Annotated in this window: 22 protein-coding genes; 15 read left to right on the top strand and 7 right to left on the bottom strand. The window is 57.5% G+C overall.

The features are described 5' to 3' along the window. Positions 1 to 50: 50 nt before the first annotated feature. From ACQZ45_RS19135 to ACQZ45_RS19100, 8 genes are all read left to right on the top strand, one after another. Positions 51 to 1,037, top strand: a complete 987-nt coding sequence (locus ACQZ45_RS19135; protein WP_010974446.1) for a zinc-dependent alcohol dehydrogenase family protein — start codon at positions 51 to 53, stop codon at positions 1,035 to 1,037. A gap of 14 nt (positions 1,038 to 1,051) precedes the next feature. Continuing rightward, entirely contained in the window at positions 1,052 to 1,366 is a 315-nt protein-coding gene (locus ACQZ45_RS19130; protein ID WP_448742454.1) for an antibiotic biosynthesis monooxygenase family protein, read from the top strand. 114 nt (positions 1,367 to 1,480) lie between these two features. Next, on the top strand, positions 1,481 to 2,203 hold the full coding sequence (locus tag ACQZ45_RS19125) for an alpha/beta fold hydrolase (protein ID WP_448742453.1): 723 nt from the start codon (positions 1,481 to 1,483) through the stop codon (positions 2,201 to 2,203). A gap of 152 nt (positions 2,204 to 2,355) precedes the next feature. Continuing rightward, entirely contained in the window at positions 2,356 to 3,480 is a 1,125-nt protein-coding gene (locus ACQZ45_RS19120) for a Gfo/Idh/MocA family protein (RefSeq protein WP_448742452.1), read from the top strand. An 806-nt stretch (positions 3,481 to 4,286) separates the two neighbouring features. Further along, on the top strand, positions 4,287 to 6,188 hold the full coding sequence (locus ACQZ45_RS19115) for a S9 family peptidase (RefSeq protein ID WP_448742451.1): 1,902 nt from the start codon (positions 4,287 to 4,289) through the stop codon (positions 6,186 to 6,188). Positions 6,189 to 6,200: 12 nt separating this feature from the next. Continuing rightward, positions 6,201 to 6,950: a MerR family transcriptional regulator gene (locus ACQZ45_RS19110; RefSeq protein ID WP_448742450.1), complete on the top strand. Its 750-nt coding sequence runs from the start codon at positions 6,201 to 6,203 to the stop codon at positions 6,948 to 6,950. Between the two features lie 166 nt (positions 6,951 to 7,116). Beyond that, positions 7,117 to 8,034 (top strand): LysR substrate-binding domain-containing protein, encoded by a 918-nt coding sequence (locus ACQZ45_RS19105; protein WP_448742449.1) that lies wholly within the window; start codon positions 7,117 to 7,119, stop codon positions 8,032 to 8,034. A gap of 124 nt (positions 8,035 to 8,158) precedes the next feature. Then, positions 8,159 to 8,875 (top strand): L,D-transpeptidase family protein, encoded by a 717-nt coding sequence (locus ACQZ45_RS19100; RefSeq protein ID WP_448742448.1) that lies wholly within the window; start codon positions 8,159 to 8,161, stop codon positions 8,873 to 8,875. A 60-nt stretch (positions 8,876 to 8,935) separates the two neighbouring features. Here ACQZ45_RS19100 and ACQZ45_RS19095 read toward each other — a convergent pair whose 3' ends face one another. The 4 genes from ACQZ45_RS19095 to ACQZ45_RS19080 all read right to left on the bottom strand — a co-directional run bounded on the left by ACQZ45_RS19095 (position 8,936) and on the right by ACQZ45_RS19080 (position 13,916). Next, positions 8,936 to 9,913 (bottom strand): LysR family transcriptional regulator, encoded by a 978-nt coding sequence (locus ACQZ45_RS19095; RefSeq protein ID WP_448742447.1) that lies wholly within the window; start codon positions 9,911 to 9,913, stop codon positions 8,936 to 8,938. A gap of 30 nt (positions 9,914 to 9,943) precedes the next feature. Beyond that, on the bottom strand, positions 9,944 to 10,960 hold the full coding sequence (locus tag ACQZ45_RS19090) for an aldo/keto reductase (RefSeq protein ID WP_448742446.1): 1,017 nt from the start codon (positions 10,958 to 10,960) through the stop codon (positions 9,944 to 9,946). Between the two features lie 130 nt (positions 10,961 to 11,090). Continuing rightward, positions 11,091 to 12,191 carry a Gfo/Idh/MocA family protein gene (locus ACQZ45_RS19085; RefSeq protein ID WP_448742485.1) on the bottom strand — a complete coding sequence of 367 codons (1,101 nt, stop codon included), beginning with the start codon at positions 12,189 to 12,191 and terminating at the stop codon, positions 11,091 to 11,093. Positions 12,192 to 12,311: 120 nt separating this feature from the next. Beyond that, positions 12,312 to 13,916: an MFS transporter gene (locus ACQZ45_RS19080; protein ID WP_448742445.1), complete on the bottom strand. Its 1,605-nt coding sequence runs from the start codon at positions 13,914 to 13,916 to the stop codon at positions 12,312 to 12,314. A gap of 272 nt (positions 13,917 to 14,188) precedes the next feature. Here ACQZ45_RS19080 and ACQZ45_RS19075 point away from each other — a divergent pair, with 272 nt between their 5' ends. From ACQZ45_RS19075 to ACQZ45_RS19050, 6 genes are all read left to right on the top strand, one after another. Continuing rightward, positions 14,189 to 15,043 carry a pirin family protein gene (locus tag ACQZ45_RS19075; protein ID WP_173993568.1) on the top strand — a complete coding sequence of 285 codons (855 nt, stop codon included), beginning with the start codon at positions 14,189 to 14,191 and terminating at the stop codon, positions 15,041 to 15,043. Positions 15,044 to 15,304: 261 nt separating this feature from the next. After that, positions 15,305 to 16,423, top strand: coding sequence for an NAD(P)-dependent alcohol dehydrogenase (locus ACQZ45_RS19070; protein ID WP_448742444.1), 1,119 nt, complete (start codon positions 15,305 to 15,307; stop codon positions 16,421 to 16,423). Between the two features lie 48 nt (positions 16,424 to 16,471). Then, complete coding sequence (locus tag ACQZ45_RS19065; protein WP_173993572.1) at positions 16,472 to 17,551, top strand: MBL fold metallo-hydrolase; 1,080 nt, start codon at positions 16,472 to 16,474, stop codon at positions 17,549 to 17,551. Positions 17,552 to 17,557: 6 nt separating this feature from the next. Beyond that, a complete protein-coding gene (locus ACQZ45_RS19060; RefSeq protein ID WP_448742484.1) occupies positions 17,558 to 18,841 on the top strand; it encodes an aldehyde dehydrogenase family protein in 1,284 nt (427 codons plus the stop codon). Further along, positions 18,756 to 19,103: an aldehyde dehydrogenase family protein gene (locus ACQZ45_RS19055; RefSeq protein WP_448742443.1), complete on the top strand. Its 348-nt coding sequence runs from the start codon at positions 18,756 to 18,758 to the stop codon at positions 19,101 to 19,103. The genes ACQZ45_RS19060 and ACQZ45_RS19055 overlap by 86 nt, the downstream gene beginning before the upstream one ends. A gap of 223 nt (positions 19,104 to 19,326) precedes the next feature. Next, positions 19,327 to 19,866, top strand: a complete 540-nt coding sequence (locus ACQZ45_RS19050; protein ID WP_448742442.1) for a hypothetical protein — start codon at positions 19,327 to 19,329, stop codon at positions 19,864 to 19,866. A gap of 284 nt (positions 19,867 to 20,150) precedes the next feature. Here ACQZ45_RS19050 and ACQZ45_RS19045 read toward each other — a convergent pair whose 3' ends face one another. After that, positions 20,151 to 21,050 (bottom strand): LysR family transcriptional regulator, encoded by a 900-nt coding sequence (locus tag ACQZ45_RS19045; protein WP_448742441.1) that lies wholly within the window; start codon positions 21,048 to 21,050, stop codon positions 20,151 to 20,153. A gap of 429 nt (positions 21,051 to 21,479) precedes the next feature. On the opposite strand from ACQZ45_RS19045, the gene ACQZ45_RS19040 reads away from it, so the two are divergent. Then, positions 21,480 to 22,073 (top strand): nitroreductase family protein, encoded by a 594-nt coding sequence (locus ACQZ45_RS19040; RefSeq protein ID WP_448742483.1) that lies wholly within the window; start codon positions 21,480 to 21,482, stop codon positions 22,071 to 22,073. Between the two features lie 99 nt (positions 22,074 to 22,172). Here the strand turns inward: ACQZ45_RS19040 and ACQZ45_RS19035 are convergent, their stop codons facing one another. Both ACQZ45_RS19035 and ACQZ45_RS19030 read right to left on the bottom strand, forming a co-directional pair. Continuing rightward, positions 22,173 to 22,499: an XRE family transcriptional regulator gene (locus ACQZ45_RS19035; protein WP_013637255.1), complete on the bottom strand. Its 327-nt coding sequence runs from the start codon at positions 22,497 to 22,499 to the stop codon at positions 22,173 to 22,175. Further along, the gene (locus tag ACQZ45_RS19030; RefSeq protein ID WP_041699467.1) at positions 22,496 to 22,855 is read right to left on the bottom strand and encodes a type II toxin-antitoxin system RelE/ParE family toxin; all 360 of its coding nucleotides are present in this window, start codon (positions 22,853 to 22,855) and stop codon (positions 22,496 to 22,498) included. The genes ACQZ45_RS19035 and ACQZ45_RS19030 overlap by 4 nt, the downstream gene beginning before the upstream one ends. Positions 22,856 to 23,669: the final 814 nt, after the last annotated feature.

Genomic DNA, 23,669 nt, shown 5'->3' with positions numbered 1-23,669 from the left:
TCCGACGCCGTCGACCAGAATCATTACCTTCGATAGAACAGGAACCTGAAATGAAAGCGATGTCACTCAAATCCTTTGGCGGTCCAGAAGCCTTTGATCTTGTCGAAGTTCCAAAGCCTCTTCCGAAGGCGGGGCAGGTTTTGGTACGGGTCCATGCCACATCGATCAATCCCCTCGACTACCAAGTTCGGCGAGGCGATTATCGCGACCTGGTGCCGTTGCCGGCAATTACCGGCCATGACGTATCGGGCGTTGTCGAAGCTACCGGTCCGGGGGTAACAATGTTCGCTCCAGGAGACGAGGTCTGGTACACGCCACAGATCTTCGACGGGCCAGGCAGTTATGCCGAATACCACGTTGCGAACGAAAATATCATCGGGCGCAAACCCAGCTCGCTGACCCATCTTGAGGCTGCGAGCCTTAGCCTGGTTGGAGGAACCGCCTGGGAAGCGCTTGTCTCGCGTGCTGCCCTGAGGGTTGGTGAAAGCATATTGATCCATGGCGGCGCTGGAGGGGTAGGGCACGTCGCTATCCAAGTTGCGAAAGCCATCGGAGCAAAGGTCTACACGACCGTCCGTGAAGAAAACTTCGAGTTTGCGCGAAGTGTCGGAGCTGACGTCGTCATTGATTACAGAAAAGAGGATTATGTCGCCGCCATCATGCGGGAGACTGAAGGCCTCGGAGTAGACGTCGTGTTCGACACTCTCGGCGGCGAAACATTGTCCCACAGCCCGAAGGTGCTTGCACAATTCGGTCGTGTCGTCTCGATCGTGGACATCGCCCGGCCGCAAAATCTCATTGAGGCATGGGGCAGGAACGCGAGTTACCACTTCGTCTTCACAAGGCAGAACCAAGGCAAGCTCAACGAGCTGAACGTTTTGGTGGAACGTGGTCAGCTGAGGCCGCACGTGGGCGCCGTCTATTCGCTCGCCGACCTTCCGCTTGCCCATGCGCTGCTCGAGAAACCAAACAACGGTTTGCGCGGTAAGATCGCGATTGCCATTGACCCGCAGGCTGAGACAAAGGTGCAATCATGATTTATGAGATCGCTATGCTGCCGGTCCAAAAGGACAAGATCAGCGAGTTCAGACAAGCGTTCGGAGACGTTGTTCCTCTGCTCAAGCGTGCGCGGGGTTACCGCGGTCACGTTCTCGCCCAAGGGGTCGAAACGCCGGAGCTATTCAATCTGATGGTGCGATGGCGGTCGCTTAACGATCATACTCCGGGTTTCGAAGCGAGCGAAGACCATGAGCAGTTCATGGAAGGCATACAGGACTACTTCTCGGGGGAGCCGACGGTCTATCATCTCGAGGGCGACAACAGCGGCTGGAGTGACTATCGTCATGGGAAAAGCGGCGCGGCTTAGAGCGCACAACGGCAAGGGTTCCGCTAATAGCAACGCCGGGTTTCTCTGACGCCGACTTCCGCGATGCCACCATGTCCCTATTCTCCTGACAACAACCACCAAGGAGATCGCGACATGCCTGCAGTCCTCGTCCACGGCGTACCCGACACCCACCGGCTCTGGGACACCGTTCGCTCTCATCTTGAGCGCAGTGACATTATAACGATCGATCTTCCCGGCTTCGGTAATCCGTTGCCATCAGACTTCAGGTCAACAAAGGAAGAGTATCTCGACTGGCTGATCAACCGGATCGATGAGATTGGCGAACCCGTAGATCTGGTCGGTCATGACTGGGGCTGCCTGCTGACAGGCCGTCTGACGTCGATCCGGCCGGATCTGGTGCGGACCTGGACCGGCATCAGTGGGCCGATCGACCCGGAATATCCGTGGCACTATCTCGCCAAGATCTGGCAGACGCCAGGTGAGGGCGAGCAATGGATGAAGGATCTCGACCTCGAGGAATTTGCGGCGAAACTCATCGAGGCGCAGATGCCGAAAGATGCGGCGGATGAATCGGTTCGGCATCTCGATGCCACTATGCGGGCAAGCATTCTCGCACTTTACCGTTCCGCAATCGAGGTAGGGGCGGAGTGGAAGCCGGGTCTGAGCAGCATAACCGCGCCAGCGCTAGTGATCTGGGGCCTGGACGATCCGTTTCTGCCGCACCGCTTCGCCGACGAGCTCGGCAATGCCACACACGCACGCGCCGTCGTTAAGCTGCGCACCTCGCATTGGCCGATGATAGAGCGTCCGGCCGATGTCGCGCGCGAACTCGAGGCCCATTGGGCTCACGGTTAACTCCCTACGCTTGCGTCACTTGGGCTCAAACCCACGCAGCCGCAACGTGAACGGCAATGCTTGGTCTCTCGCTATGCATTTGTCCGGAAACGAAACCATGTGACGCAGCACGGCGAGCATTGCCGGGCTGCACCAGACAGGAGCACGCCTACATGACCAATTCAGCAAACTCCCGGATCAGCGTCGGCATCGTCGGCGCCAGTGCCGATCGAGGCTGGGGCGGAATTGCTCACGTCCCGGCACTGCGGGCGCTCGATGCGTTCCAGATCCGCGCCGTCAGTACAACTCGTATGGAGAGTGCGAGCCGACTGGGCGCCGATCTCGCCTTTGACACACATCAGGCGCTGGTCGTTCGGCCGGAGGTCGACTTGGTGGTGGTTGCGGTCAAGGTGCCGGATCACAAGCAGGTCGTTTCGGACGCGCTCGCCGCGGGCAAGATGGTCTATTGCGAATGGCCGCTCGCGCGAAATCTATCGGAAGCCGAAGCGCTGGAGGGGCTTGCCCGCGAACGGCGGCTGCGTACAGTTATTGGCCTGCAGGGCGGCCTGCATCCGCCGATCCGCTACCTTCACGACCTCGTCCGGCAGGGCGTGATCGGCATGCCGCTCAGCACGAGCATCCGAGCGCATCTGAACGACGACATGTGGGTCGGCCGATATGACCCGCCATTCGAGTACATGGCTCGCGCAGAGAATGGCGCGACGCTTCAAAGCATCATGCTCGGCCACGCGCTCCAACCACTGGCCCACGTACTCGGCGGATTCGAGAGCCTGTCCGCCATCGTCGCCAATCAGCGCGGCGACGGCGTCCGCCTTTCGGATGGCTCGTGCCACCCGAAGGATGCGCCCGACGAGATCATCGTCGCCGGCGTTCTCGAAGGCGGGATCGTCACTTCGCTGCATTACAGTGCCGGACAGTCCGTCGGCTTGGTGTGGGAGATCCAGGGCACGGAAGGCAGTCTGCGCGTGGAGACGGCGTCGGGCTACATCCACTTCGGTGATATGACCATCACGTTGCGCCGCGGCAGCGAGCCTGTCCGGCACCTACAGGTCCCAACAGCATATGCGGCTCCCGACCTGCAACTCGAAGCGCCCGCGGCGGGTGTCGCCCGGCTCTACGCCCAACTCGCCGCCGACCTCCGCGACGGAACCGCAGATGCGCCAGACTTCGCGGTCGCGCTCGATCGTCACCGGGTGCTCGAGGCGATTACACAGGCCAATCTAACGGGTCATCGCCAGCATCTGTCCCTCCGCGTTACAGGCAACCCCAATCCCTAAAAACCTAGGAAGGGCCCCAGGTCGACGTGTTGAAACGCCCCGGCTATGCAATCGAAGTCTGACTTCGGTACAGTTGTGCGGCCGGGTTCCAGCGTGTGTCCGGCGTTAGAAAGCGGCTTCAACACGTCGCGGGCCTTTATGGAATACGAAGATCAGATCCAATTGAGCCACCACTTTCCGATATTGTGGCTTTGACTAGATCCGGTTTACATAAAGGGGCGCATCATTGGTGAGAGGCTGGGCGCAAACGTCTCCGCTCAAGCCTCACACCAAATTCGAAACTAGTCCCGTCGTCTCTCTCTTCTCATGCGCTCATGCTGCCGGCGTGCGTCTTCTGCCATGATCTGGCTTAGCCTTGCTGACTCAAGGGTCCGCAGTTGTGCGTCGTCACGACGCTGCTGCTGCTGGAGCATACATGCGGTATGAGACGAAGATCCATATTGTGCGCCCATTCCCGAGCAGGTGTCGAGATCGGCGTAGCGTTCCTGTTCCGGTGTCTGGCAACCGGTCAGGATAAGGAGGCCTGCGAACATTGTTCCGGCAGACAGGCGTCGGATGACGATGTGATCTTGGGGGGCTTTGCTCATTTGATGTACCTTCTTTTTAGGCAAGTCAGTCAATTGCGAGAGCGAAGCGCGATCCCGCCAAAGCCATATGGAATCTCACAGTTACGCAGAAATTACGTGATTCCGGACCAAGCTGGCTTTCACGGTTGACCCCGACGCGACGTCATAGTTCAGGCAGTGTGTCGATATTGTTTGATTGTGGCGGCCCGCGTTGGCGCCGTCGACGATGCGAGGTTCGACATGACTGCACCTGATCTCATCCCGATTGAAACGCTTTTTGGAATGCCAGAATTTTCGCGGGCGCAGATTTCGCCCGATGGCCGGCTGGTGGCCTATCTGGCCCCTTGGCGTGGACGGTTGAATATCTGGGTGCGGCCAGTCGGACAAGGCACGGCGCGGCGACTGACGGGCGATGACACGCGCAATATCGACGGCTTTAGTTGGACGCGAGATACTCGCTACCTTCTCTTCATACAAGACACCCAGGGCGACGAAAACTGGCACCTTCATCGTGTGGAGGTGGACGGGGCAGAGGCGGTGGGTGGGAAGGCTAGGACTGTCGACTTGACGCCTTATTCCGGCGTGCGGGTAATGGGACTGGAGTTGTCCGCCGCGTTTCCAAGCAAGGCTTTCGTGCAGATGAACCTTAGAAGTCCGGATCTGATCGACCTGTACGAGGTCGATATCGAAAGCGCTGAAACCAGGGTCGCGGCCTTGAATCCTGATCGGTTCGTACGCTGGATCGTTACGCCGAACGGACCGATGCATGCCTTCATCATCAACGACGTGGGTGACCGCGAACTGGCTCGTTACGAAAACGGTGTTTTCACCACGTTGGCGAAGCTGAGCGGACGCGACCAGCCAATCGGACCGATGCCGCTGATGGTTGCGGCGGATGGAGAGAGCGTCTTGGTTGGCTGCAACGCGGGCAGCGACCATACCTATCTTGCTGCCATTGACCTTGCGACGGGCAAGTGCAGGGTAATCGACAGCCAGCCAGATTGCAGCCTCGATACGCCACGGCCCGAGGCCGACCCGCGCTTTCCCTCCAGCCTAATCACCAATCCTGTGACAGGCGAGCTGCTGGCAGTGCGTTACCTTGGCAAAAGACAGCAGATACGGCCGCTGAACCTGCGTTTCGCCGCCGTTCTAAACAGCTTACAGCGTCTGTCAGACGGGGAAATAGGCTACATTTCCTGCGATGCCGGTGGGCGACAATGGGTGGCAGAATTTTGGGATGACCGGCATCCCGGTACGACATGGTTTTACGAACATGAGAGCGGCGAAGCGCATGTGCTTGGCGAGCGATTCTCAGCGCTCTCGGCTGAGCGGCTGGTGAGCGTGCGACCCATCGATGTGATTTCGCGAGACGGATTGACCTTGCCGTGCCATGTCACGCTGCCAGTCGGGTTCGATGCCAAGGATGAGCCGCGTGCGCTGCCCACCGTGCTTCTGGTACATGGCGGGCCGTGGTATCGCGACGCCTGCGTTTATGATCCTGAAGTGCAGTTCCTCGCCAACCGCGGCTATGCCGTGCTGCAGGTGAATTTTCGCGGCTCGACCGGTTATGGTAAGGCGTTCATGCAAGCCGCGATAGGGGAGTTCTCCGGGCGTATGCATGACGACCTGATCGACGGGCTCGACTGGCTAATCGGGCAGGGTATTGCCGACCCGGCGCGGGTGGCGATCTACGGCTGCTCCTATGGCGGTTACGCCGCGCTGGTGGGCGCCAGCTTCACGCCGGAGCGTTTCACCGCAACCATCTCCTACTCCGGCATCTCCGATCTCCGGATGCTAGTGAATGGAGTGGTCCCGTTCGTACAGCCTACGCTGATCAACACCTACCTTTCTTACATGGGCGATCCGGACATCGAGACGCAGAACCGGGACATGCTTGCGCGCTCGCCGGTAAGCCGGCTTGATTGTATTTCCAAACCGCTTTTGGTGGTTCACGGCGCGAACGATGTGCGTGTCGCAAAGGCACAGGCGGATATGGTGGTGGAAAGGGTGCGTGCGAATGGTGTGGAGGTCGACTATCTTCTCAACGAGCGCGAAGGGCACTGGTTCATCAACGAGGATAGCAATATTGAGCTTTATCGGAAGATCGAGCGCTTTCTTGCACGGCATTTGAGGGGCGAGTAATGAGGGCGGCGCATGCGCAGTAAGGAGATTGCAGGACTGGCGCGCGTGAGCATCCGCACGCTGCGGCACTACCACCAGATCGGACTTTTGCCGGAGCCGCCAAGACAGAACAATGGGTATCGCATCTACAGCGTGCCGCATTTGATCCGACTGCTGCGTATCGGTCAATTGACAGCGCTCGGTTTCTCGCTCTCGCAAATCCCAGCGTTTCTCGACGGTCGTGCCGAGATGAGCGGGGACAGTTTGGACGCTCTTCTTGAGGGGCTCACGCGGCAGATCGAACTTCTGGAGCGTCAACGCCGGGCTGTTACAGCCCTGCGTGACGGCAAAGGACACCCCGACATGGCGCCGGAATTTGCTGCGTCTCTGATGGCGCTGGAGGTCGGGCGAGAGCCGAAAGCGGTGCGAGCTGGTCGGGAGCAATCTGTACTCCTGTCACACCTTTTGAATGAAGAGCAGCACGCAGAACTGGCTCGGCTCTATGACGAACTAGCGGATATCGAACATGGTGTTACCGCAAGAGAACTGGGGGATCGATTCGATGCGTTGGGGCCCGGTAGCGACGACGTCGAGATTTCAGCGCTTGCCGAAGATTACATCGCCCATCTTGGATCATGGATGAGGGACTTCGACAACGCCTTGAGCGGCGGTAGGAGGCACCAGGCAGCAACGCTGCTCTGGCTTCATGCCCTGGAGAATACGAACAACCAGCAGAAGCGCCTGCTGGTGGAGATCAACAGCGGGCTGGCGTCTGAGCGGTGATCGGTGGTTTGCGTCGGGCCGCTCGCAAAATGATTGATCGATTGCGGGGTCGAGCCCAGTCGGCCCGGCGAGCTTGAAAATTTGCGCTGTCCTTACCCGGACATCATCAAGCCATATTCTATACACTTGGTTATGACTGGATTCAGTTATAACCAAGAGCAATATCATGGATATCAACGTTGCTTTAAAGGCATTCATCCGCACCGTCGAGAAGGGTTCTATTACTGCTGCGGCACGGGACCTCGGGGTAACGCAGCCGGCGGTCACAAAGCATATTTCGAACCTCGAACGGCACGTTCAAGCCAGGCTTCTGGAGCGCTCGTCGAAAATCGTTCGCCCGACGGCGCATGGACTCGAATTATACGAAGCCAGCCGCATTGCGATCGCATCAATCGACGCGGCGCTGGAGGGCGTCCGCATCAACACAGGTGAAATCGAAGGCAATCTAAGAATTCACGCCCCATCTTGCATTGGTGTTGGTCATCTCGAACGTATAGTCGGGGAATTTCAGGATGAGTATTGCGGGATCTCCGTCGAACTGGCTCTCGACGAGCGCACAGTCGACTTGGTCTATGATAATTTCGATTTGTCAGTCCACTACGGCAAAATCGAGGATCAGGACGTCATCGCACGCCGCATCGGTTGGGTGGAGCGATTTCTTGTAGCGTCCCCTCTATATTTGGAACAGGTAGGGCAGATCGACGATACGGGACGGCTTTCAGAGCTCGAGGTCATTGGCACTCCGAAGATGCTCGCTCAGCGCAACACTATTTCCCTATTGGGACCTAGTGCGCGCGCCGAAGACGTCACCGTCAGGCCATTACTTATAACGAACAATGCGCATGTCATGATTGCAGCACTTTTACGGGGACGGGGTGTGGGACTGGTGCAGAAGAACCTCGTCTTGGACTTGTTGGCCAGCGGCGAGCTGGTTAGGGTGCTTCCCGAGTATTGGCTGCGATCTACCGAAGCTTTTCTTGCTTATCCGTCCACAAAGTTCATGCGACCGGTCGTCCGGGCATTTACGGACTTCGTTATGCCGCGGCTCCGGAACATTGACGGGATCTCTCCGGAGCAGCGGTAGCCCTACATGGCATAGCCAACGGTTATGACGGCTATCACTCATACAGATATGGAATATTCCGTCTGTTGAAGGATACCGTGCGACTCAAGCACGTGTGCCAGCCGCAACCCGAAAGTCGCCTTCCATGATGCAGAACCGAAACAGTTTCATATCCCGTCGTACGTTCATAGTCGGCTCTTTAGCCGCGCCGGTCATACTCGGCGGATGCACAACAGTCCAAGAAGGATCGGCCTCGTCCCAGCCCATTGCCACTCCGCAGCCTTCACCGGTCGGCCCGGATCTTGCTTCCCGTTACGCTGCATTTGAAGACGGTGGACATTTCGTTCCTGCAGTTCCTTTTGAGCGAATGAACCCGGAATATCTCAGGCAGCGCGTTGCTGACCCGACCGGGGAGGCGCCGGGAACTGTTGTCGTCGATACGCCAAGGCGATTTCTCTATCTGGTGGAAAACGGCGGAACTGCGTTACGATACGGCGTTGGCATCGGGCGCGACGGATTTTCATGGGAAGGGAACGGATATATCCACTGGCGTCAGCATTGGCCAAGATGGAAGCCGCCAAGCGAGATGATTGCCCGGCAACCCGAACTGGAAAAATACTCTGTCGCAAACGGAGGGATGGATCCTGGTCTTCATAACCCGCTCGGCGCTCGGGCCCTTTATATTTTTCAGAACGGAGAAGATACGCTGTATCGTCTCCACGGCAATCCCGAATGGCAATCAATCGGCAAGGCCGTTTCATCCGGCTGCGTCCGCCTCATGAACCAAGACATCGTTGACCTTTATGACCGCGTTCCGTTCCATGCCCCAATCGTCGTGCATCAGACGCCGATGGCGGTGTGATGGTAAATTGAGTGTTACGCGTTCCGAGATGCTTGGCGGCGATACGATTGCGATGGTCGCCTAATAATACTGCGGGGCAAGATCGCTGCAGATATTTTCTGAAGAGAGCCACACGTGGGGAAACGCGGCGAGCAGACCGTTTCTCAGCCATTGCTGTGCCGGGTGCCCGTCATTGCGACGATGCCAGGACAGCACGAATGGTACCGGGTTTAGGGGGAGCGGGAAATCGAAGACTGCAAGACGCTCCGCAAAGCCTGAATGAGCAACGACGCTTTCGATGACGGTCGCGACCATATCCGACGATGCAACCAATGCCGGTGCGACGTGCATATGAGGAATAGTCACGGCCGCCCGCCTCCTGAAATTCTTCGAAGCCAGTGCGGCATCAGCAACATCCAGACCCTCATTATCGGGCGCGACCAGGATATGCGTCAGAGACAGAAACGTCTCGGGATCGAAAGGGCGGCCGAGGATTGGATGATCCTTCCTAAGGATACAAACGAACCGCTCCTGGAAAAGCCGGGCACTCAGGATCCGGCTCGTGGGCGTGGGAGGAATGCCGACCGTTAGATCGACGCCGCCACTGTCGAGCAGGGAAACCGCGTCATCACGGCTGCTATAATCCCTGACCTTGATATCAATTCCGGGGGCTTTTTCCTCAAGCAGCGACAGGAGGCGCGGCAATATGACTGAACCAGCATGTGCCGAAACGGCAATGGAAAAAGATATGGTCGATTTGCCGGGATCAAAACCCTGCGTAAATTGCAATGTCCGCTGAATTTCCCGCAGAGCAAGTGAGATCGGTTCGGCAAGTTCTACCGCTCGCGGTGTAGGCTGAAGTCCGTTCGGCCCGCGAACGAATAATTCGTCACGCAGCAGAAACCGCAATCGCGACAAAGCCGCGCTCATGGCCGGCTGGGTCCGCCCAATACGGCTTCCGGCACGTGTGACATTGCGCTCGGAATTGAGGGCATCAAAGGCAACGAGAAGATTGAGATCGATACCGTGCAAATTCATGGAATGGATAATTAAACTCATCCCTCATCGATCTCAAGCATCTTTTCCGTGTCAGCGCGAGTGTCCGTTTCCGTCATTCAGCAACCAACCCGGATACTCGACGGGTAGACGACTGACCTCATCGAGCTTCGCCATGTCGTTATCGTCCAGCTCAATCGATGCGGACCGAATGTTTTCCTGCAATTGCTCGACGCGCTTCGCACCGATGATGACGGTCGAGACGACCTTTTGCTTCAGCAGCCAGGCGATCGCGATTTGCGCCGGGCTGGAGCCGTGTTTCTCCGCGACAGCTTTCAGGACCACGATCAGGGGCTCTCCCCGTATGCGATCGATGGGTGGAAAATCCAATTCCGTCTGTCGACCGCCTGCGGCATTGCCCCCAGCTGAATACTTTCCGGTGAGATAGCCGCCGGCAAGCGGACTCCAGACCATGAGGCCAACACGTTCCGATGAGAGCAGCGGGCCGATCTCCCGCTCCAGATCGCGTCCGACAAGCGTATAGTATGCCTGCAGCGACGTAACAGGTGCGAGGGCTCTGGCGCGTGTTATCCCGATCGCCTTCATGACCTGCCACGCGGCCCAGTTCGAAAGACCGATGTAGCGAACATCGCCGGCCCGGACGAGTGTATCGAGCGCCTCCAGCGTTTCCTCGATCGGTGTCGCGGAATCGAATGCGTGGATCTGGTACAGGTCGATGTGGTTCAGACCCAGCCGGCCGAGGCTTGCCCGGCATTCAGAGATTATATGTCCGCGCGAAGCACCGCGATCGTTCGGTCCGTCACCCATGGCGGAGGCGACTTTGGTGGCGATCACGACATCGCTGCGCGACACTCCAAGGTTCTTCAGTGAACGTCCCAGTATTTCTTCGCTGCGTCCGTGCGCATAGACGTTTGCCGTATCGAACAGGTTTATGCCGGCGTCGAGAGCGGCCTTGACCAGTGCATCGGCATCCCCCTGTCCAAGTCTTCCCACCTTTCCCCATAGCCCGTCAGTTCCGCCGAATGTCATGGCGCCGAAACACAATTCCGACACGAACAACCCGCTTTCACCCAGCTTGCGCATTTGCATGATGTCGTCCTTCTTTTTGAAATTCTCGAGTTTGGCGGGCGGCGGTAGCTTTCGTTGAGCGTATTGCCAATTGATTGCGCTAACGGCCTGCTCGACATCCGGTACGAACGCCGAGCCATTCTGCGATACCTCAAACGAGGTGCTGCCGTTCGCCAGTTCTTGCCGCAAGCTCGACGGCCGCGATCAAACGGCTGTTATGGCGGGCATGTTCGAAACCGGGAGTGGTATATGTACCATTCCTCAAATCGCGCCCCAGGGACGCATAGACCTCCCCGACATTGATAGCGGCTCCTGCCCAGAAATCGGCGGCTGTTGGGCCTACACCGTTGGCGACCGGCCTATCGGGCGCAGCAAATTCCAGGCTTGATGAAATTGAAATGTCTCCGACCTGTACACCTGCCAGATGATTGCCGGTGAGCTTTAGCCAGCCCTGCGAGCCACGGATCTCGAAAACGAAACTCGCGTCATCTGCAGGGACGCCGGCCAGAATCTGCACGGATACAGGCGCACCACTTGCCGTCTTTGCGATCAGATCGAGATGATCCGGAATCTCTCGCTTCGAAGTCTCACCTGTATCGACGATCTCGATCTCCGGCCAGAGCAACTCCGTGCGCGCATCGACCTCGGTAATGTTGCCGAGCACAGCCTCGATGACGTCCAGCACGTGGCCTGCCGTGATCGTCATGAAGCTGGCGCCAGAAGCGGCCTTGTTGAAATAGTCGTACATGCTCGGAGATTGCGGACCGTAGCCGAATGTGGTTGCGCCGACACGGGCGGACATCAAACGACCGAGCTTTCCTGACGCGACTAGTTCCGCCGCTCGTCGGACGGCAGGATTATACCGACCTTGCAAGCCGATCGCGGTATGCAAAGACCCGACCGCTGCGGCCATCTCGTTTGTTTCCGCCAGCGTTGAGCCTAGAGGCGCTTCGCAATAGACGGCTTTACCCGCGTGCAAGGCGGCAATCACGAGATCCTTGTGCGCCGGCACCTTCACGGCGACCGTGATGACGTCAATGGTTTCGTCACTGATCATCGCGTAGGGATCGGCAAACCAGAGTTCTGCGCCGAATGCTTCGGCCGCCGCCTTGGCGCTTTCCTCGCGTCGGGTCGCGACTGCCGCCAGCGTGAGGTGAGCTTGTGACTCCAGGGCTGGCACATGCGATGCGCCTGCCCAACTTGCGTGAGTGTCTGCTCCAACAATACCCACACGAAATTTCTTATCCGACATCTGCAATGCTCCAAATCACGTTACGGGACGCTACCTGCGTTCGAGCAAGATCTAATCGACCCCGGCACTGCGACGAAATCGATAAACGGTATGGGCGGATATCCACGCCATGGATATCGCCTAGTGCCCCTGTGGCCACACTGCGACCAAAAGAAGTATTGCCCCGGTTGTCGCTAAAGCGCTCAAGACCACGCGTGCCCGAAACGAAAGGGTCGGCGGGTGCCAAGGCATTCCTGACTGCCGCTTAGGCGGACGAACCGGATCGAAAGGACCAGCACCCCTAGTGAACACCTGTTTTTCCTGACGGATTTCCGCCAGCTTATGGCGGATACGAATTGCGAGGAGCACAGCCAGATAGGCCGCCGTTAAGAAAGCCAACACCGCTGCCAGTTCCAAGGCGTTCTGATGGGCAAGGACCCAATCTCGCGAAACAGTCGCGACGCCGTCGATATAGGCTCCGAACAAGGCCTGGCCGGTGAGGGCGCCAATCGAGTTGATCGCCCCAAACAGGACGATAAAACTCAAGAGTTCTCGGCTGCCTTTCTGCAACGCGCTCGTGATACCTAAGACCAGTGCCGGCCCGAGAAAGAACATGGCCGCGAATGAGATCACCGCTTGGGACAAATAAAACCAGGGCAGATGCTCAAAACTCGTAGCGGAGCTGTCGGCAAGTGTCGCGGCAGCTATTGCGGTGACCGCCAGCATCATGGGCATCACCAGTTTTTCGACGTTCACCGCGATTGCGCTCACGATCACGCCGGCAACAGCGCTGACAAAGGTGACGATCGAAAGTGCTCCGAGGTGTTCGTCGCTGCCTCCCAGCGACGTCAAAAACCTGGTTGCAACATTCTGTTCGGCAAGGACGATCCTGGCCATGAGAATTGCAAAAGCAAAGCGGACGATGTCACCGCTCCCGAGCCAGCACAGGTTGAGGAGGGGTGCGGTCCGGCCGTTCTCGAGTATCAGCGCGCTGATGATCATCGGAAGCGCGAGCGACAGAAACCAAATTATCCAAGGCGCCTCGAGCCATTCTTCCAGTCGTCCGAGCCCCAACACTGCCACAATCAGAGCGAGGCTACCACCCAAAAGCAGGAAGGTGAGGAAATCCAAAGGTTCGAACGCCCGCTCTCGCTCGGCGGGCGGCAGCCGGAATGCCCCGACGGCTGCGAAAGAGAGAAATGCGAGACCGGCTTCGAGCAGAAATATCGACTGCCAATGCGAGCTGATAGACAGCCATGGCGAGATGACGGTCGCAAGCGGGAACGCGCACTGCGAGATGCCAAGGCCAAGTATCAGCCCCCTGACGCGCCAACGGCCCGGAAGGGCCTGCATCACGTAGAACAAAGACAACGGCGTTAGCGCCGCCGCAACAAAGCCGCTTGCAGCCCTAATTGCGAGTGTGAGCCAGTGATCTGCGGTCAACAAATAGGTAAGGGAGAGGAGGGCATACAGGCCAAGGGCAACCAGCGTGAATACACGCAGACCATACTGCTGTCGGAACTTGATCAGCAGCAGATTGGCGGAAATATTGGTCATGGCATAGGCCGTTGGCAGCCAGGCCGCCTGAACGGAGCTCAACGCCAAGCCCGCTTTTAACTCCGTAATGTTGACCATGACGAGTGCGTTGCCCAGTCCGCCTATCAGACCGACCAGAATTGCGACGAGGGCATAGGCGATCCGCAGCGTCAGGGCATGCTCTGGCGTCGCCGGCGACCCAGCGACCACTGGTCTTTCATGCTCGGGAAAGTCTCATGCTTCCTCACGAAAAAAGCTACGAACTCGCTGCGTCAGTCTCATCATCGTGCTCTCGTCGTTGGTTTGTCGGGATCAATCCGCAGCACCGTAACGCAATTTCGGTGGCCTGAGGTGTTGCTGGTTTTGCAACATAGGGTTCGAGGGATCGTGACTTGTTGCGAGCGGTGCCTCGTTCAAAATCACTGCACATCCGTTGACAGAGCGGACAGGTTTCACCTCTCAACTTCACGAGGGTAGCAAAGATGTTTCAAAGATCTATCGACAGCATTACAACCACGCCGCCTCTCGGCCCCGGCTTTGCGGGCGAGAGACACAAAGCAGCCCTCGTCGTTGCACCGGGAAATTTTTCCGCAACCGACCCGTTCTTTTTGATGGCGGACGATCACGTGACCGGCGAGGGGCAATTCGGTGAGGCCCACCCTCATGCCGGCCTGGAGACCGTTACGTTCATGCTTCACGGCACCATGGAGGATGCCGGCGGACGCCTGGGCGAAGGCGACGTGGAATGGATGACTGCCGGAAGCGGCATCGTGCATTCGGAAGATGCCCAGGTTTCGACAGGCATGCGTCTGTTTCAGCTATGGCTGGTTCTCCCTGAGCGGGACCGCAACATGGCGCCAAGGGTACAGATCCTGAGACGGGACGAAATGCCGGTACATTGCGGCGTCGGTTTCGAGGCGACCGTCTACAGCGGTCGTTCGGCAGGGATCATCGCATCGACGAAGAATGCCGTGCCTGTAACCTTGGTCGAAATTCGGCTTGAGGCAGGCGCCGAGTTTGAGCAGGTTCTGCCGTCATCATATAATGGCTTCGTCGTGGTCATCGCGGGCGAAATCGAGGCAGGCACCGGGGCGACGGCTCTAACTACGGATAAGGTCGGCTGGACCAGTCCGTTGGCGGTTCACGGTGACAGCTTTATGCGGCTGAGGGCGGGGAAGGACGGTGCTCGGGTGCTTTTGTATGCAGGCCAACCGCAAAACATCCATGTCGTGGCACAAGGACCATTTATCGCAGGCTCCAAAGAGGAGCTTGCCGGCTACTATGCCGCATACCGCCAAGGCAAATTCCCCAATGCCGGCACGATGCGACCTGTCTGATCTGACTGTCCAGCTGCCATGAAACCACAAAGGGTTTCGTTATCAGCAACCCGACGTTCCGCCATTGCTGTCTTTAGCCGTTCGACAGCACGGATATGTTCGCGAACAGCAGGCCCGCAAACGGGCTGAGAAAACCAGCCGCTTCACCACCGCTCGTTCAAAACTCAAGCGGATCGGATCAAGCCTTTCCGAACACGGATCGCGTGGTCCGTGAGCAGGATCACTCGTCCCGGTATCCGAAATCAGCCCTTGGAGGAAAAGATGACCCAACCCGCCACCGCAGCCGTACTGGAAGAAAAAAACGGCCCTTTCATTCTTCGTGAAGTGAAGCTTGAGGCGCCGCGCCCCGACGAAGTGCTGATTCGCATGGTTGCTACGGGTATTTGCGCGACCGATGCTCATGTCAGGCAACAGCTCATGCCAACTCCGCTGCCGGCGATCTTGGGCCATGAAGGCGCCGGCATCGTCGAAAGCGTTGGATCGACCGTATCGCATCTCAAGCCCGGCGATCATGTCGTTCTTTCCTATCACTCCTGCGGCCACTGCAAGCCCTGCATGTCTTCCCATGCGGCCTACTGCGACCACGTCTGGGAAACGAATTTCGCAGGCGCCAGGCTCGATGGAACGATCGGCGTTGCGGCGCCTGATGGGAACACGCTCCATGCGCACTTCTTTGGTCAGTCTTCATTCTCCACCTATGCGCTCGCTCATCAGCGCAATGCCGTCAAGGTCCCGGACGATGTTCCGCTCGAGCTCCTCGGACCGCTCGGTTGCGGGTTTCAGACCGGAGCCGGCTCGGTCTTGAAGGCGCTCAAAGTGCCGGTCGGTGCTTCGATCGCGATCTTCGGAGTAGGGGCGGTGGGACTGGCTGCAATCATGGCTGCCAAGGTCGCCGATGCGGCAATCATCATCGCCATCGATGTCAATGCCGAACGGCTGAAGCTCGCTAACGAACTCGGCGCGACACATTGCGTCAACCCGCGTGAGCAAACCGATGTAGCCGCGGCGATCAAAGATATCACCTCTCGCGGCGTCGAATACGTTCTCGACACGAGCGGTCGGAAGGAGAACCTCGATGCCGGCATCGGCGCTCTTGCTCCGATGGGGCAGTTCGGTTTCGTCGCCTTCAATGACCATTCGGGCGCGGTCGTCGATGCCTCCCGGCTCACGGTAGGGCAAAGCCTCATCGGGATTATCCAGGGCGATGCCATTTCCGGCCTGATGATTCCGGAACTGGTCGGTCTTTATCGAAGCGGCCGTTTCCCGTTCGATAGGCTGCTCGCCTTCTACGACTTCGCCGACATCAATGAGGCATTTGACGATGTCGCGGCAGGACGGGTGATCAAGGCCGTCCTGCGCTTTCCCCCGCAAGCTGCTTAACCACCTACTTTTCTTTCGATATCGCAAACACCATGGAGGATTGATCATATGTGCGACCGACACCAGAAGCTCATTAGAGCAACCGACAAACCGAACTTTTTCGGGATCGACCACTACGGCTTTCCAGAGGCCGGGGAACATCCCGCGGATCCGCCGGGATATTATCCTGATTACTTCTCTTCTGAACGCTTCCAGAGGCTCGGCTACCATGTCGAGGAGCTTCGTGGTGGCTTCTACTGGGTCACCAGCGGCGGCTATGACGCGGCCTTCGTCGTGACAAGCGATGGCGTCGTCGCCATCGACGCGCCGCCGACGATCGGTGAAAACATGCTGGCCGCGATCGAAGACGTTACGGACAAGCCGGTAACGCACGTGATCTACAGCCATTGGCACACCGATCACATCGGTGCGGCTTCGGTTTTCGGACCGAATGTCGAGATCGTCGCGCACGACATCACCAGGGAATTGCTCGAGCGGTTCCCTGACCCGAACCGCCCATTACCGACCGTGACATTCGACAAGGATCATCTGCTTGTCGTCGGCGGGGTGACGCTCGAACTGTCCTACAAGGGCGAGAACCACTGCCCTGGCAACATCTTCATCTATGCGCCGGCGCAAAAGGTACTGACCGTCATCGATATCGTTAGCCCCGGCAGTGCCACCTTCATGCATTGCGACGCATCGCAGAATATCACCGGCTGGTACAAAGCCCAGAAGCAGCTTATGGAGTATGACTTTGATTTCCTCGTCGCCGGCCATCACATGAAATACGGGACGCCGGAAACGGTCGCGGCTTCGATTGAATATTTTCAGGACGTTCTCGACGGAGCACAGGCAGCGGTGGATCGCTTCAGCCGATCGGATGCGCTCGTCAGCATCCTGGAGGGCGCCGGCTGGGACAAAGTGTTTTCAGGCACCGAGAACTGGATCAATTCGATGGCCAATTTTGCCACGAAATACGTCCTGGAAAAGAAGAGCAGCAATGGCCAACTCTGGTCCGAGCGGCTCGCCGGCGTGACGACCCAGACGAAATACCACGCCTATACCGTTCTGGAGTCGATCCGTCTGGAAAGGCCGCGGCCGAACTACCGCCTGCGCGGCGAAAATCCGCCACCGTTCCTGACCTGAACCGGCATCGTCCTCCGGCATACCTCGAAATCGAGTGGGCATTACCGTCGTGTCCGGAGGCCGCCGGAGAGCGCGGGCCGGATCTCGCGCGCCCTTGCAACATCAGAAAGGCAAGTCAATGACGACGTTTTCCGCGGCACCTTTGTCTCGTCTTCCAAACGCGGCCGCTCCATCGATCCGGCGACATATGAGACGATCGGAGATTATCCGGACGATGGCGGAGCGGCCGCGCAGTCTGCCATCGAAGCCGCAAAACGCGCATTCCGCGGAACCGCTTGGCGCGACGATGCTGAGCTTCGGGCAAGGGTGCTCGACCAGATGGCTTCGGCAATCGAGCGAAATCGCGAGCGCCTGATCGACATCCTCTCGCTTGAGAACGGCAAACTGCTCGGCGAGGCGGCGCTGGAGATCGACGGTAGTCCGAGCAAGCTTCGATACTGGGCTGCTATGGTGCGTACGGAGGCAGGGCGAGCGACATCGCCCAAGCCCGGCAGCCTCTCCGTGATTCTGCGCCAGCCGATGGGAGTGGCGGGGATCATCGTCCCTTGGAATTCTCCCGTCATATTGTCGGTTCGTTCATTCGCTCCAGCGCTCGCCGCCCGCTGCTCGGTCGTCGTCAAGATGCCCGGTCAGACGGCGCAGGTCGCCAGTGTTCTAACCGAGGTCCTTGCGGAAGCGACAGACCTGCCGGAAGGTGTCGTGAACATGTTCGTCGAGAGCGGTGCGGACGGCGCTGCGCTTCTGGTTGAGAGTCCCGATGTGCCGACGATCAGCTTCACTGGAAGCACACAGACCGGGCGAACCATCGGGGCTATCGGTGCAAAGAGAATGAAGCGGTTCGGGCTCGAACTCGGCGGCAAGACCCCAATGATCGTGTTTGACGATGCCGACCTTGAAGCCATGCTGCCTGTTCTCGAAAAGGCTCTCACCATCTTTGCTGGTCAGTTCTGCATGACCGGCTCACGGCTACTGGTGCACAGTTCGATCTATGAATTGGTGCGCGACCGCCTCGCCGAAAGGCTGCGTGCCGTCAAAGTCGGGCCGGCATCGGACCCAGCGAGCGATATGGGGCCACTCATTGACAAGGAGAACGTCGCCCGTGTCGACAGCGTAGTGAAAGATGCGCTGTCGAAGGGTGCAACTGTGGTCGTTCGAGGCGGTCCCGTGCCAGCCTTTGGCAAAAGGTGCTTTTTTCCGTCCTTCGATGCTGGAGGTATTAGACAACAGCCTTCCGATCGTGCAGCAGGAAACGTTCGGTCCCGTCATAACGATCCAGCGGTTCTCAGATGAGCGGGAAGCCGTCGTGCTAGCAAACGATAACGACTATGGCCTGTCCGCCTCGGTCTGGACGCGGGATCTGGATCGCTCGTTACGGGTCGCACAGGCGCTTGAAGCGGGAAGCGTATTCGTCAACGACTGGGCCAAGGTGTACGACGGGACAGAGGAGGGTGGCTTTAAGCAATCCGGTCTCGGGAGGCTGAACGGCGTTGCCGCCATCGAGGACTTTATCGAGTACAAGCACATCGCCCTCAAGCCGGGCTTGCTGCGATAAAAGGAGCCAGTTGGACAGAAGGTGTGCTTCCTTTAAGCCAGCGCATCGATTGCTGGAGCTTCAATTGAAATTCGCATTCGGTCTTCCGGCGTAATCTCCACTTAATATTACCAACCCAGTTTGGCTGACCGATGCAGACATCTGACAAAATTGGTCGGCGTCTCCTCTGATTGAATACAGCAACTTCCGAGAGGATAATGATTTGCAAGACAAGGTCGACGCTTTGAAGCAGGCGGAAAGAACTATGATGGATGCGATACATGCAGCCATCATCCAGGCGGCGAAGGAATCGGAGGCTGCATTTCGGCCACTTGGACCACCAACCACCGCCCAAACTTACTTCGCGGATGCCGCCATGCGTCAGCTTTTTTTGCACCTTTGTGGTGCGAATGCGGACACGGCCAAGGGTGGTGATCCAGAGCACGCCTGGGAAATACTCTATTTGGGGCGCGGCACGGCCCGCTATTGGGAAAAAGAACACGGAATTCGGTCGAGGCGCCGAAAGGCAGAGAGCCATGCGGAGCTCGAAATAGAGAGACGCGAGAAATCTGCCCTTGCGCAAAGCGCTCAGAAGTTCGCAACCGACACTGTCATCCGCGCACTGGTCGAACATGCCAGCATTTCCGACCCCGATCTGCGCGATCGTATAGCGGCCTTCGTCGAGCCGCGTGTCAGCGTCACCGATCCACTTTCGCAAGTCGGGCAGGAATTCGGCGATTTGGCTAAGGTTTCGCTCGTCCGCCTTATCGGAAAAGTCACTTGAAAACCGTCTGCAATAGGTTGCAGTTGGCCCCGCTCTCCAATGACCGCATCTAGCCTTGCGGTTTCCATCGCAGGTCGTGTCCTTGAAAGAACGGCGAGAGGATCGCCGCCGGTCGCCTTCCGGGTAAATGACCGTAAAGGCGGACCATCGTGGCCATTATTAGCAGCAAAACGCTCGGATCCATGGCAGCGCCAACCGCTTTTCAACGCAAAGGCTCGTCGCTCGAAAGGTGCCTCTTCTTTTGCATCCCATTGCCATGTCGACTTCGAAGGACCGCAAACGCATCAGATTTCACGTTCGAACTTCTCATACAAGAAGTTCACCAGCGCGCGCACTCGAGCAATACCCGCGCGGGCTGGCGGCATCAGTATGTGTAGATCTGCTCCCGCGTGACTATAGCCCGGGACTACCTCTTCGAGGTCGCCGCTGGCGAGCGACTCTTGAACCATGAAGACAGGCAGGACCACGATACCAAGTCCGGCGCGCGCAGCGGAAAGCATCATTTGACCATTGTCTGAGCGGAATTGTGAGTTCACGCGGACTTGTTCCCATCCATCCGGACCTTGAAAACGCCAGCCGAACGTATCAAAGGAGTAGAGGATCGCGCTATGCGCCGCCAGTTCAGAAGGCTTTGAGGGGCGCCCTCTTGCTTCCAGATAGGAAGGACTGGCGACGACAGCCCAGCGGACCTTTGCAAGCTTGCGCGTAATTAGCACGGAATCAGGGATACTTCCGATTCTTACCGCCAAGTCATACGCCTCGGCTACTAGATCCGGCTGACGATCTTCAAAGCGTACATCAAAGTGGATCCGCGGATGGAGCAGGGCGAATTCTGCCAATAGTGGAGCGAGACAGAACTCCCCGAAAGCTACGGGAACGGAAACTCTGACCTGACCGGATGCTTCGGTCGTTGACCTCACAACCATTTCCTGCGCGGACTCTAACTCGGCCAGCCCAGAAGCTGCTCGCAGATGATACTCGCGGCCAACATCTGTGAGAGCTGTTCCCTTTTGGGAACGTGTGAGCAGTGTTGCACCTAGAAAATTTTCTAGACGACTGATGCGGCGGCTGACGATCGATTTGGCAATCCCCAAACGGCTGGCCGCACCCGCGATACTGCCGGTTTCGACCACCCGAATGAAAGAGATTAGATCCAGGATCTCAACAGACTCGGGTTCCGCCATCAACAACACTCCCCTCCAGTAATTGCAGCTACTGCAACACGGGGCATGAAATATTGTCAAGTTCCCAGTTCGTTCTTCGGTCGTACTAATGAACTTCAGCAACATGATAAGGCCGAGCTGAATTAACGGTCCGCGCAAGTTCCAGTCTTGGTGAAGATCACCCTCAACCGCCGCGATAGGAGACCAGGTTGACCCGGCATTATGATCGACTTTGGGAAAGCAGGATGGCCCTCTGCCTCGGAACTCTGCCGCATTAGCCGCCCGAACTTTATCCACGCAGTAAGGGCGTGTCGCGTCGTTCGTAATTCCGCAACAACAGGTTTCGCCTTGACGGGCTATTGCGTCGGCGATCCAGGCCTCATGCTTGTTTTGACAGAAAACCAGGAGATTGAATTGGAGCTGCCAAACGAAAAATCCGCTAGCCGCATTATGGTGGCGCAACTTCTTGCAAAACGTCGGACGCAGTATTCACTTGGCAAAAACATCGTGCTTCCCGACGAGGAGATCGATGCACTTATTCGCGAGGCGGTTCGCCTATCCCCCTCGGCGTTTAACTCGCAGAGTTCGCGGGTTGTGATCCTGCATCGCGACGAAAATCAAAAACTCTGGGATATTGTGAAGTCTGAGTTAAGTCATATCGTCGAAGGAGAAGCTAAGAAGCACTCCTTTAGAAAGATCGACAGCTTCGCAGCTGGAGCAGGAGCTGTTTTATTCTTCGAGGACCGGAATGTGATCAGAATCTTACAAGATCAGTGGCCCCTATACGCTGATCACTTCCCAGATTGGTCAGAGCAAGCCTCTGGAATGGCTCAACTTTCGGTCTGGATCGCGCTCGCGGGCATCGGAATTGGTGCAAGCCTTCAGCACTACAACCCTTTGGTTGATGCAAAGATCAAAAGGCATTGGAACATACCTGATACCTGGAGATTACGCGCGCAGATGCCGTTCGGCTCCAACGAGGCGCCTTTTCCCGCAAAGACAATCATTTCCGACGGTGACCGCTTTCGAAGCTTCTTTCGCTAGATCTGTGGGGAAATCCCGCATATCTTTATTAATTATATTCAATGAGTTAGAAGAATTAAAGCGTAGGCTCAAGGTTCACATCCCTTCAAGGCGAAAATGTTATTTTTCGGTGGCCAATTCGCTGAAATTCTTGATGCTGACTGAGGCGTCGGGGAACTTTGCTGTGATCTCCAGCGTCCCGCCAAGAGCTTCGATGTAACGTCGCAGGTTGCTGACATAAATATCGGCACGCTGCTCCAGCTTTGCTACAGCTGGCTGCTTCACGTGGAGTGCGCGTGCTACATCCTGCTGGGTCTTTTCACGCGCTTGACGCAGCTCATGTAACGCCATTTCCTCGAGAATTGCCTTGGTTGCTTCATCATTGCGGGCGCGACGTTCAGGCGCCATACTCTTGCGCAGGTCGTTAAACGAGCGATGTCCAGTCATATCAACCCTTCCTTCCCGATCTCGATCAGGTAATTGTCATATAGGCGATCAGCGACCGGAATCATGATCTCGTAAAAGCGGTCGTCGCCGGTTTTATTTCCACCGACCAGCAAAATAGCGGTGCGACGCGGATCGAAAGCGTAGAATACCCGGTAGGGTTCACCGCCGCTCTGAATCCGCAATTCCCGCATATGTTCGTGCCTGGAGCCTTCGATGCCGGATGAGTACGGGAAGGGGAGTTGTGGTCCTTTGGCTTCGAGAAGCCCGACCACCCTTACAATATCGTCCTGAATGGCTTCGACCAACGTCGCGTACCACTCACCAAACTCATCGGTATATTCAACGCTCCAACTCATCGATGCTCCAAATGTATTCCATCTGTGGAATATTTCAAGCGATATTCCGTAGATGGAATAACGCGACCGCTGTCCACTGGCAAGTGGCGACGATACCAGGTTGTAAGCGGCTGCGATCTCAGTTGATTCCAGCGAGTGTTTTATCTGTACCCGCCTCGAAACTAGATGGTTTCTTGATGCGGCTTCCACAAGTCGGTCGACTAGCAGGCAAAAAAATAGGGCCATCGGAAAACCGAGGCCCTTGAAGTGAAGGTTAAAACCTCCAGAGGGGAACAGCTGATGCGATGGCACTGGGAAGAGGCCATCGCGTGCATCAGCTATGGGCTTTATGCTTAGAATTTATGCGATGCGCAAACAAAAATTGTGCAATGCACCTATGCGCAAAGCGATGGGAAAATCGAGCGCCCGGAAGTTTGCGGTTTCACGTCCCATGGAACCCGTCTCCATCAGTCGTGGGCGTCGACCCCAAACTGATGTCCGGAGTGGAAGGAACCAAGCACCAAAGTGTCGGGGCAGCGAGATCCGCATCACCACGATCATTGTCGGTCGGAGGCGGCCCATAGGAGGCGTCCTATTCCCGCTCTTGATGGATGGCTCCTGGTCCGGCCCCGGATCTCCGTCGATCAACCCGCTGACGGGGTCCGTGAGCCAAGCTGCGGCCGCTGCGGCTGCGCCTTCGCGGTGATCGCGACCGGTTCCGGACACTGACGGGAGCCATCGAGCGGGAATGGCCCGCTCCAACGATGGAGCCCTCAGATGAATACGGATCTTTTCCTCGCGCAGAACCACGCCTTCCAGCTTTCCCGTATGCCTT

The sequence above is a fragment of the Agrobacterium sp. 16-2014-1-2a genome, from assembly GCF_053522705.1.
The sequence above is the reverse complement of the archived record's forward strand: the minus strand, read 5'-3'. Positions and strand labels throughout refer to the sequence as shown.

Bases quoted from the DNA above. Each gene is read 5' to 3' on its own strand.
- ACQZ45_RS19075 (WP_173993568.1), top strand. From the start codon at position 14,189: ATGTTTCAAAGATCTATCGACAGCATTACAACCACGCCGCCTCTCGGC.
- ACQZ45_RS19110 (WP_448742450.1), top strand. From the start codon at position 6,201: ATGCGCAGTAAGGAGATTGCAGGACTGGCGCGCGTGAGCATCCGCACG.
- ACQZ45_RS19120 (WP_448742452.1), top strand. From the start codon at position 2,356: ATGACCAATTCAGCAAACTCCCGGATCAGCGTCGGCATCGTCGGCGCC.
- ACQZ45_RS19035 (WP_013637255.1), bottom strand. From the start codon at position 22,499: ATGACTGGACATCGCTCGTTTAACGACCTGCGCAAGAGTATGGCGCCT.
- ACQZ45_RS19100 (WP_448742448.1), top strand. From the start codon at position 8,159: ATGATGCAGAACCGAAACAGTTTCATATCCCGTCGTACGTTCATAGTC.
- ACQZ45_RS19095 (WP_448742447.1), bottom strand. From the start codon at position 9,913: ATGAGTTTAATTATCCATTCCATGAATTTGCACGGTATCGATCTCAAT.
- ACQZ45_RS19090 (WP_448742446.1), bottom strand. From the start codon at position 10,960: ATGCAAATGCGCAAGCTGGGTGAAAGCGGGTTGTTCGTGTCGGAATTG.
- ACQZ45_RS19130 (WP_448742454.1), top strand. From the start codon at position 1,052: ATGCTGCCGGTCCAAAAGGACAAGATCAGCGAGTTCAGACAAGCGTTC.
- ACQZ45_RS19045 (WP_448742441.1), bottom strand. From the start codon at position 21,050: ATGGCGGAACCCGAGTCTGTTGAGATCCTGGATCTAATCTCTTTCATT.
- ACQZ45_RS19085 (WP_448742485.1), bottom strand. From the start codon at position 12,191: ATGTCGGATAAGAAATTTCGTGTGGGTATTGTTGGAGCAGACACTCAC.
- ACQZ45_RS19105 (WP_448742449.1), top strand. From the start codon at position 7,117: ATGGATATCAACGTTGCTTTAAAGGCATTCATCCGCACCGTCGAGAAG.
- ACQZ45_RS19065 (WP_173993572.1), top strand. From the start codon at position 16,472: ATGTGCGACCGACACCAGAAGCTCATTAGAGCAACCGACAAACCGAAC.
- ACQZ45_RS19030 (WP_041699467.1), bottom strand. From the start codon at position 22,855: ATGAGTTGGAGCGTTGAATATACCGATGAGTTTGGTGAGTGGTACGCG.
- ACQZ45_RS19070 (WP_448742444.1), top strand. From the start codon at position 15,305: ATGACCCAACCCGCCACCGCAGCCGTACTGGAAGAAAAAAACGGCCCT.
- ACQZ45_RS19125 (WP_448742453.1), top strand. From the start codon at position 1,481: ATGCCTGCAGTCCTCGTCCACGGCGTACCCGACACCCACCGGCTCTGG.
- ACQZ45_RS19040 (WP_448742483.1), top strand. From the start codon at position 21,480: ATGGTGGCGCAACTTCTTGCAAAACGTCGGACGCAGTATTCACTTGGC.
- ACQZ45_RS19115 (WP_448742451.1), top strand. From the start codon at position 4,287: ATGACTGCACCTGATCTCATCCCGATTGAAACGCTTTTTGGAATGCCA.
- ACQZ45_RS19135 (WP_010974446.1), top strand. From the start codon at position 51: ATGAAAGCGATGTCACTCAAATCCTTTGGCGGTCCAGAAGCCTTTGAT.
- ACQZ45_RS19055 (WP_448742443.1), top strand. From the start codon at position 18,756: ATGCTGGAGGTATTAGACAACAGCCTTCCGATCGTGCAGCAGGAAACG.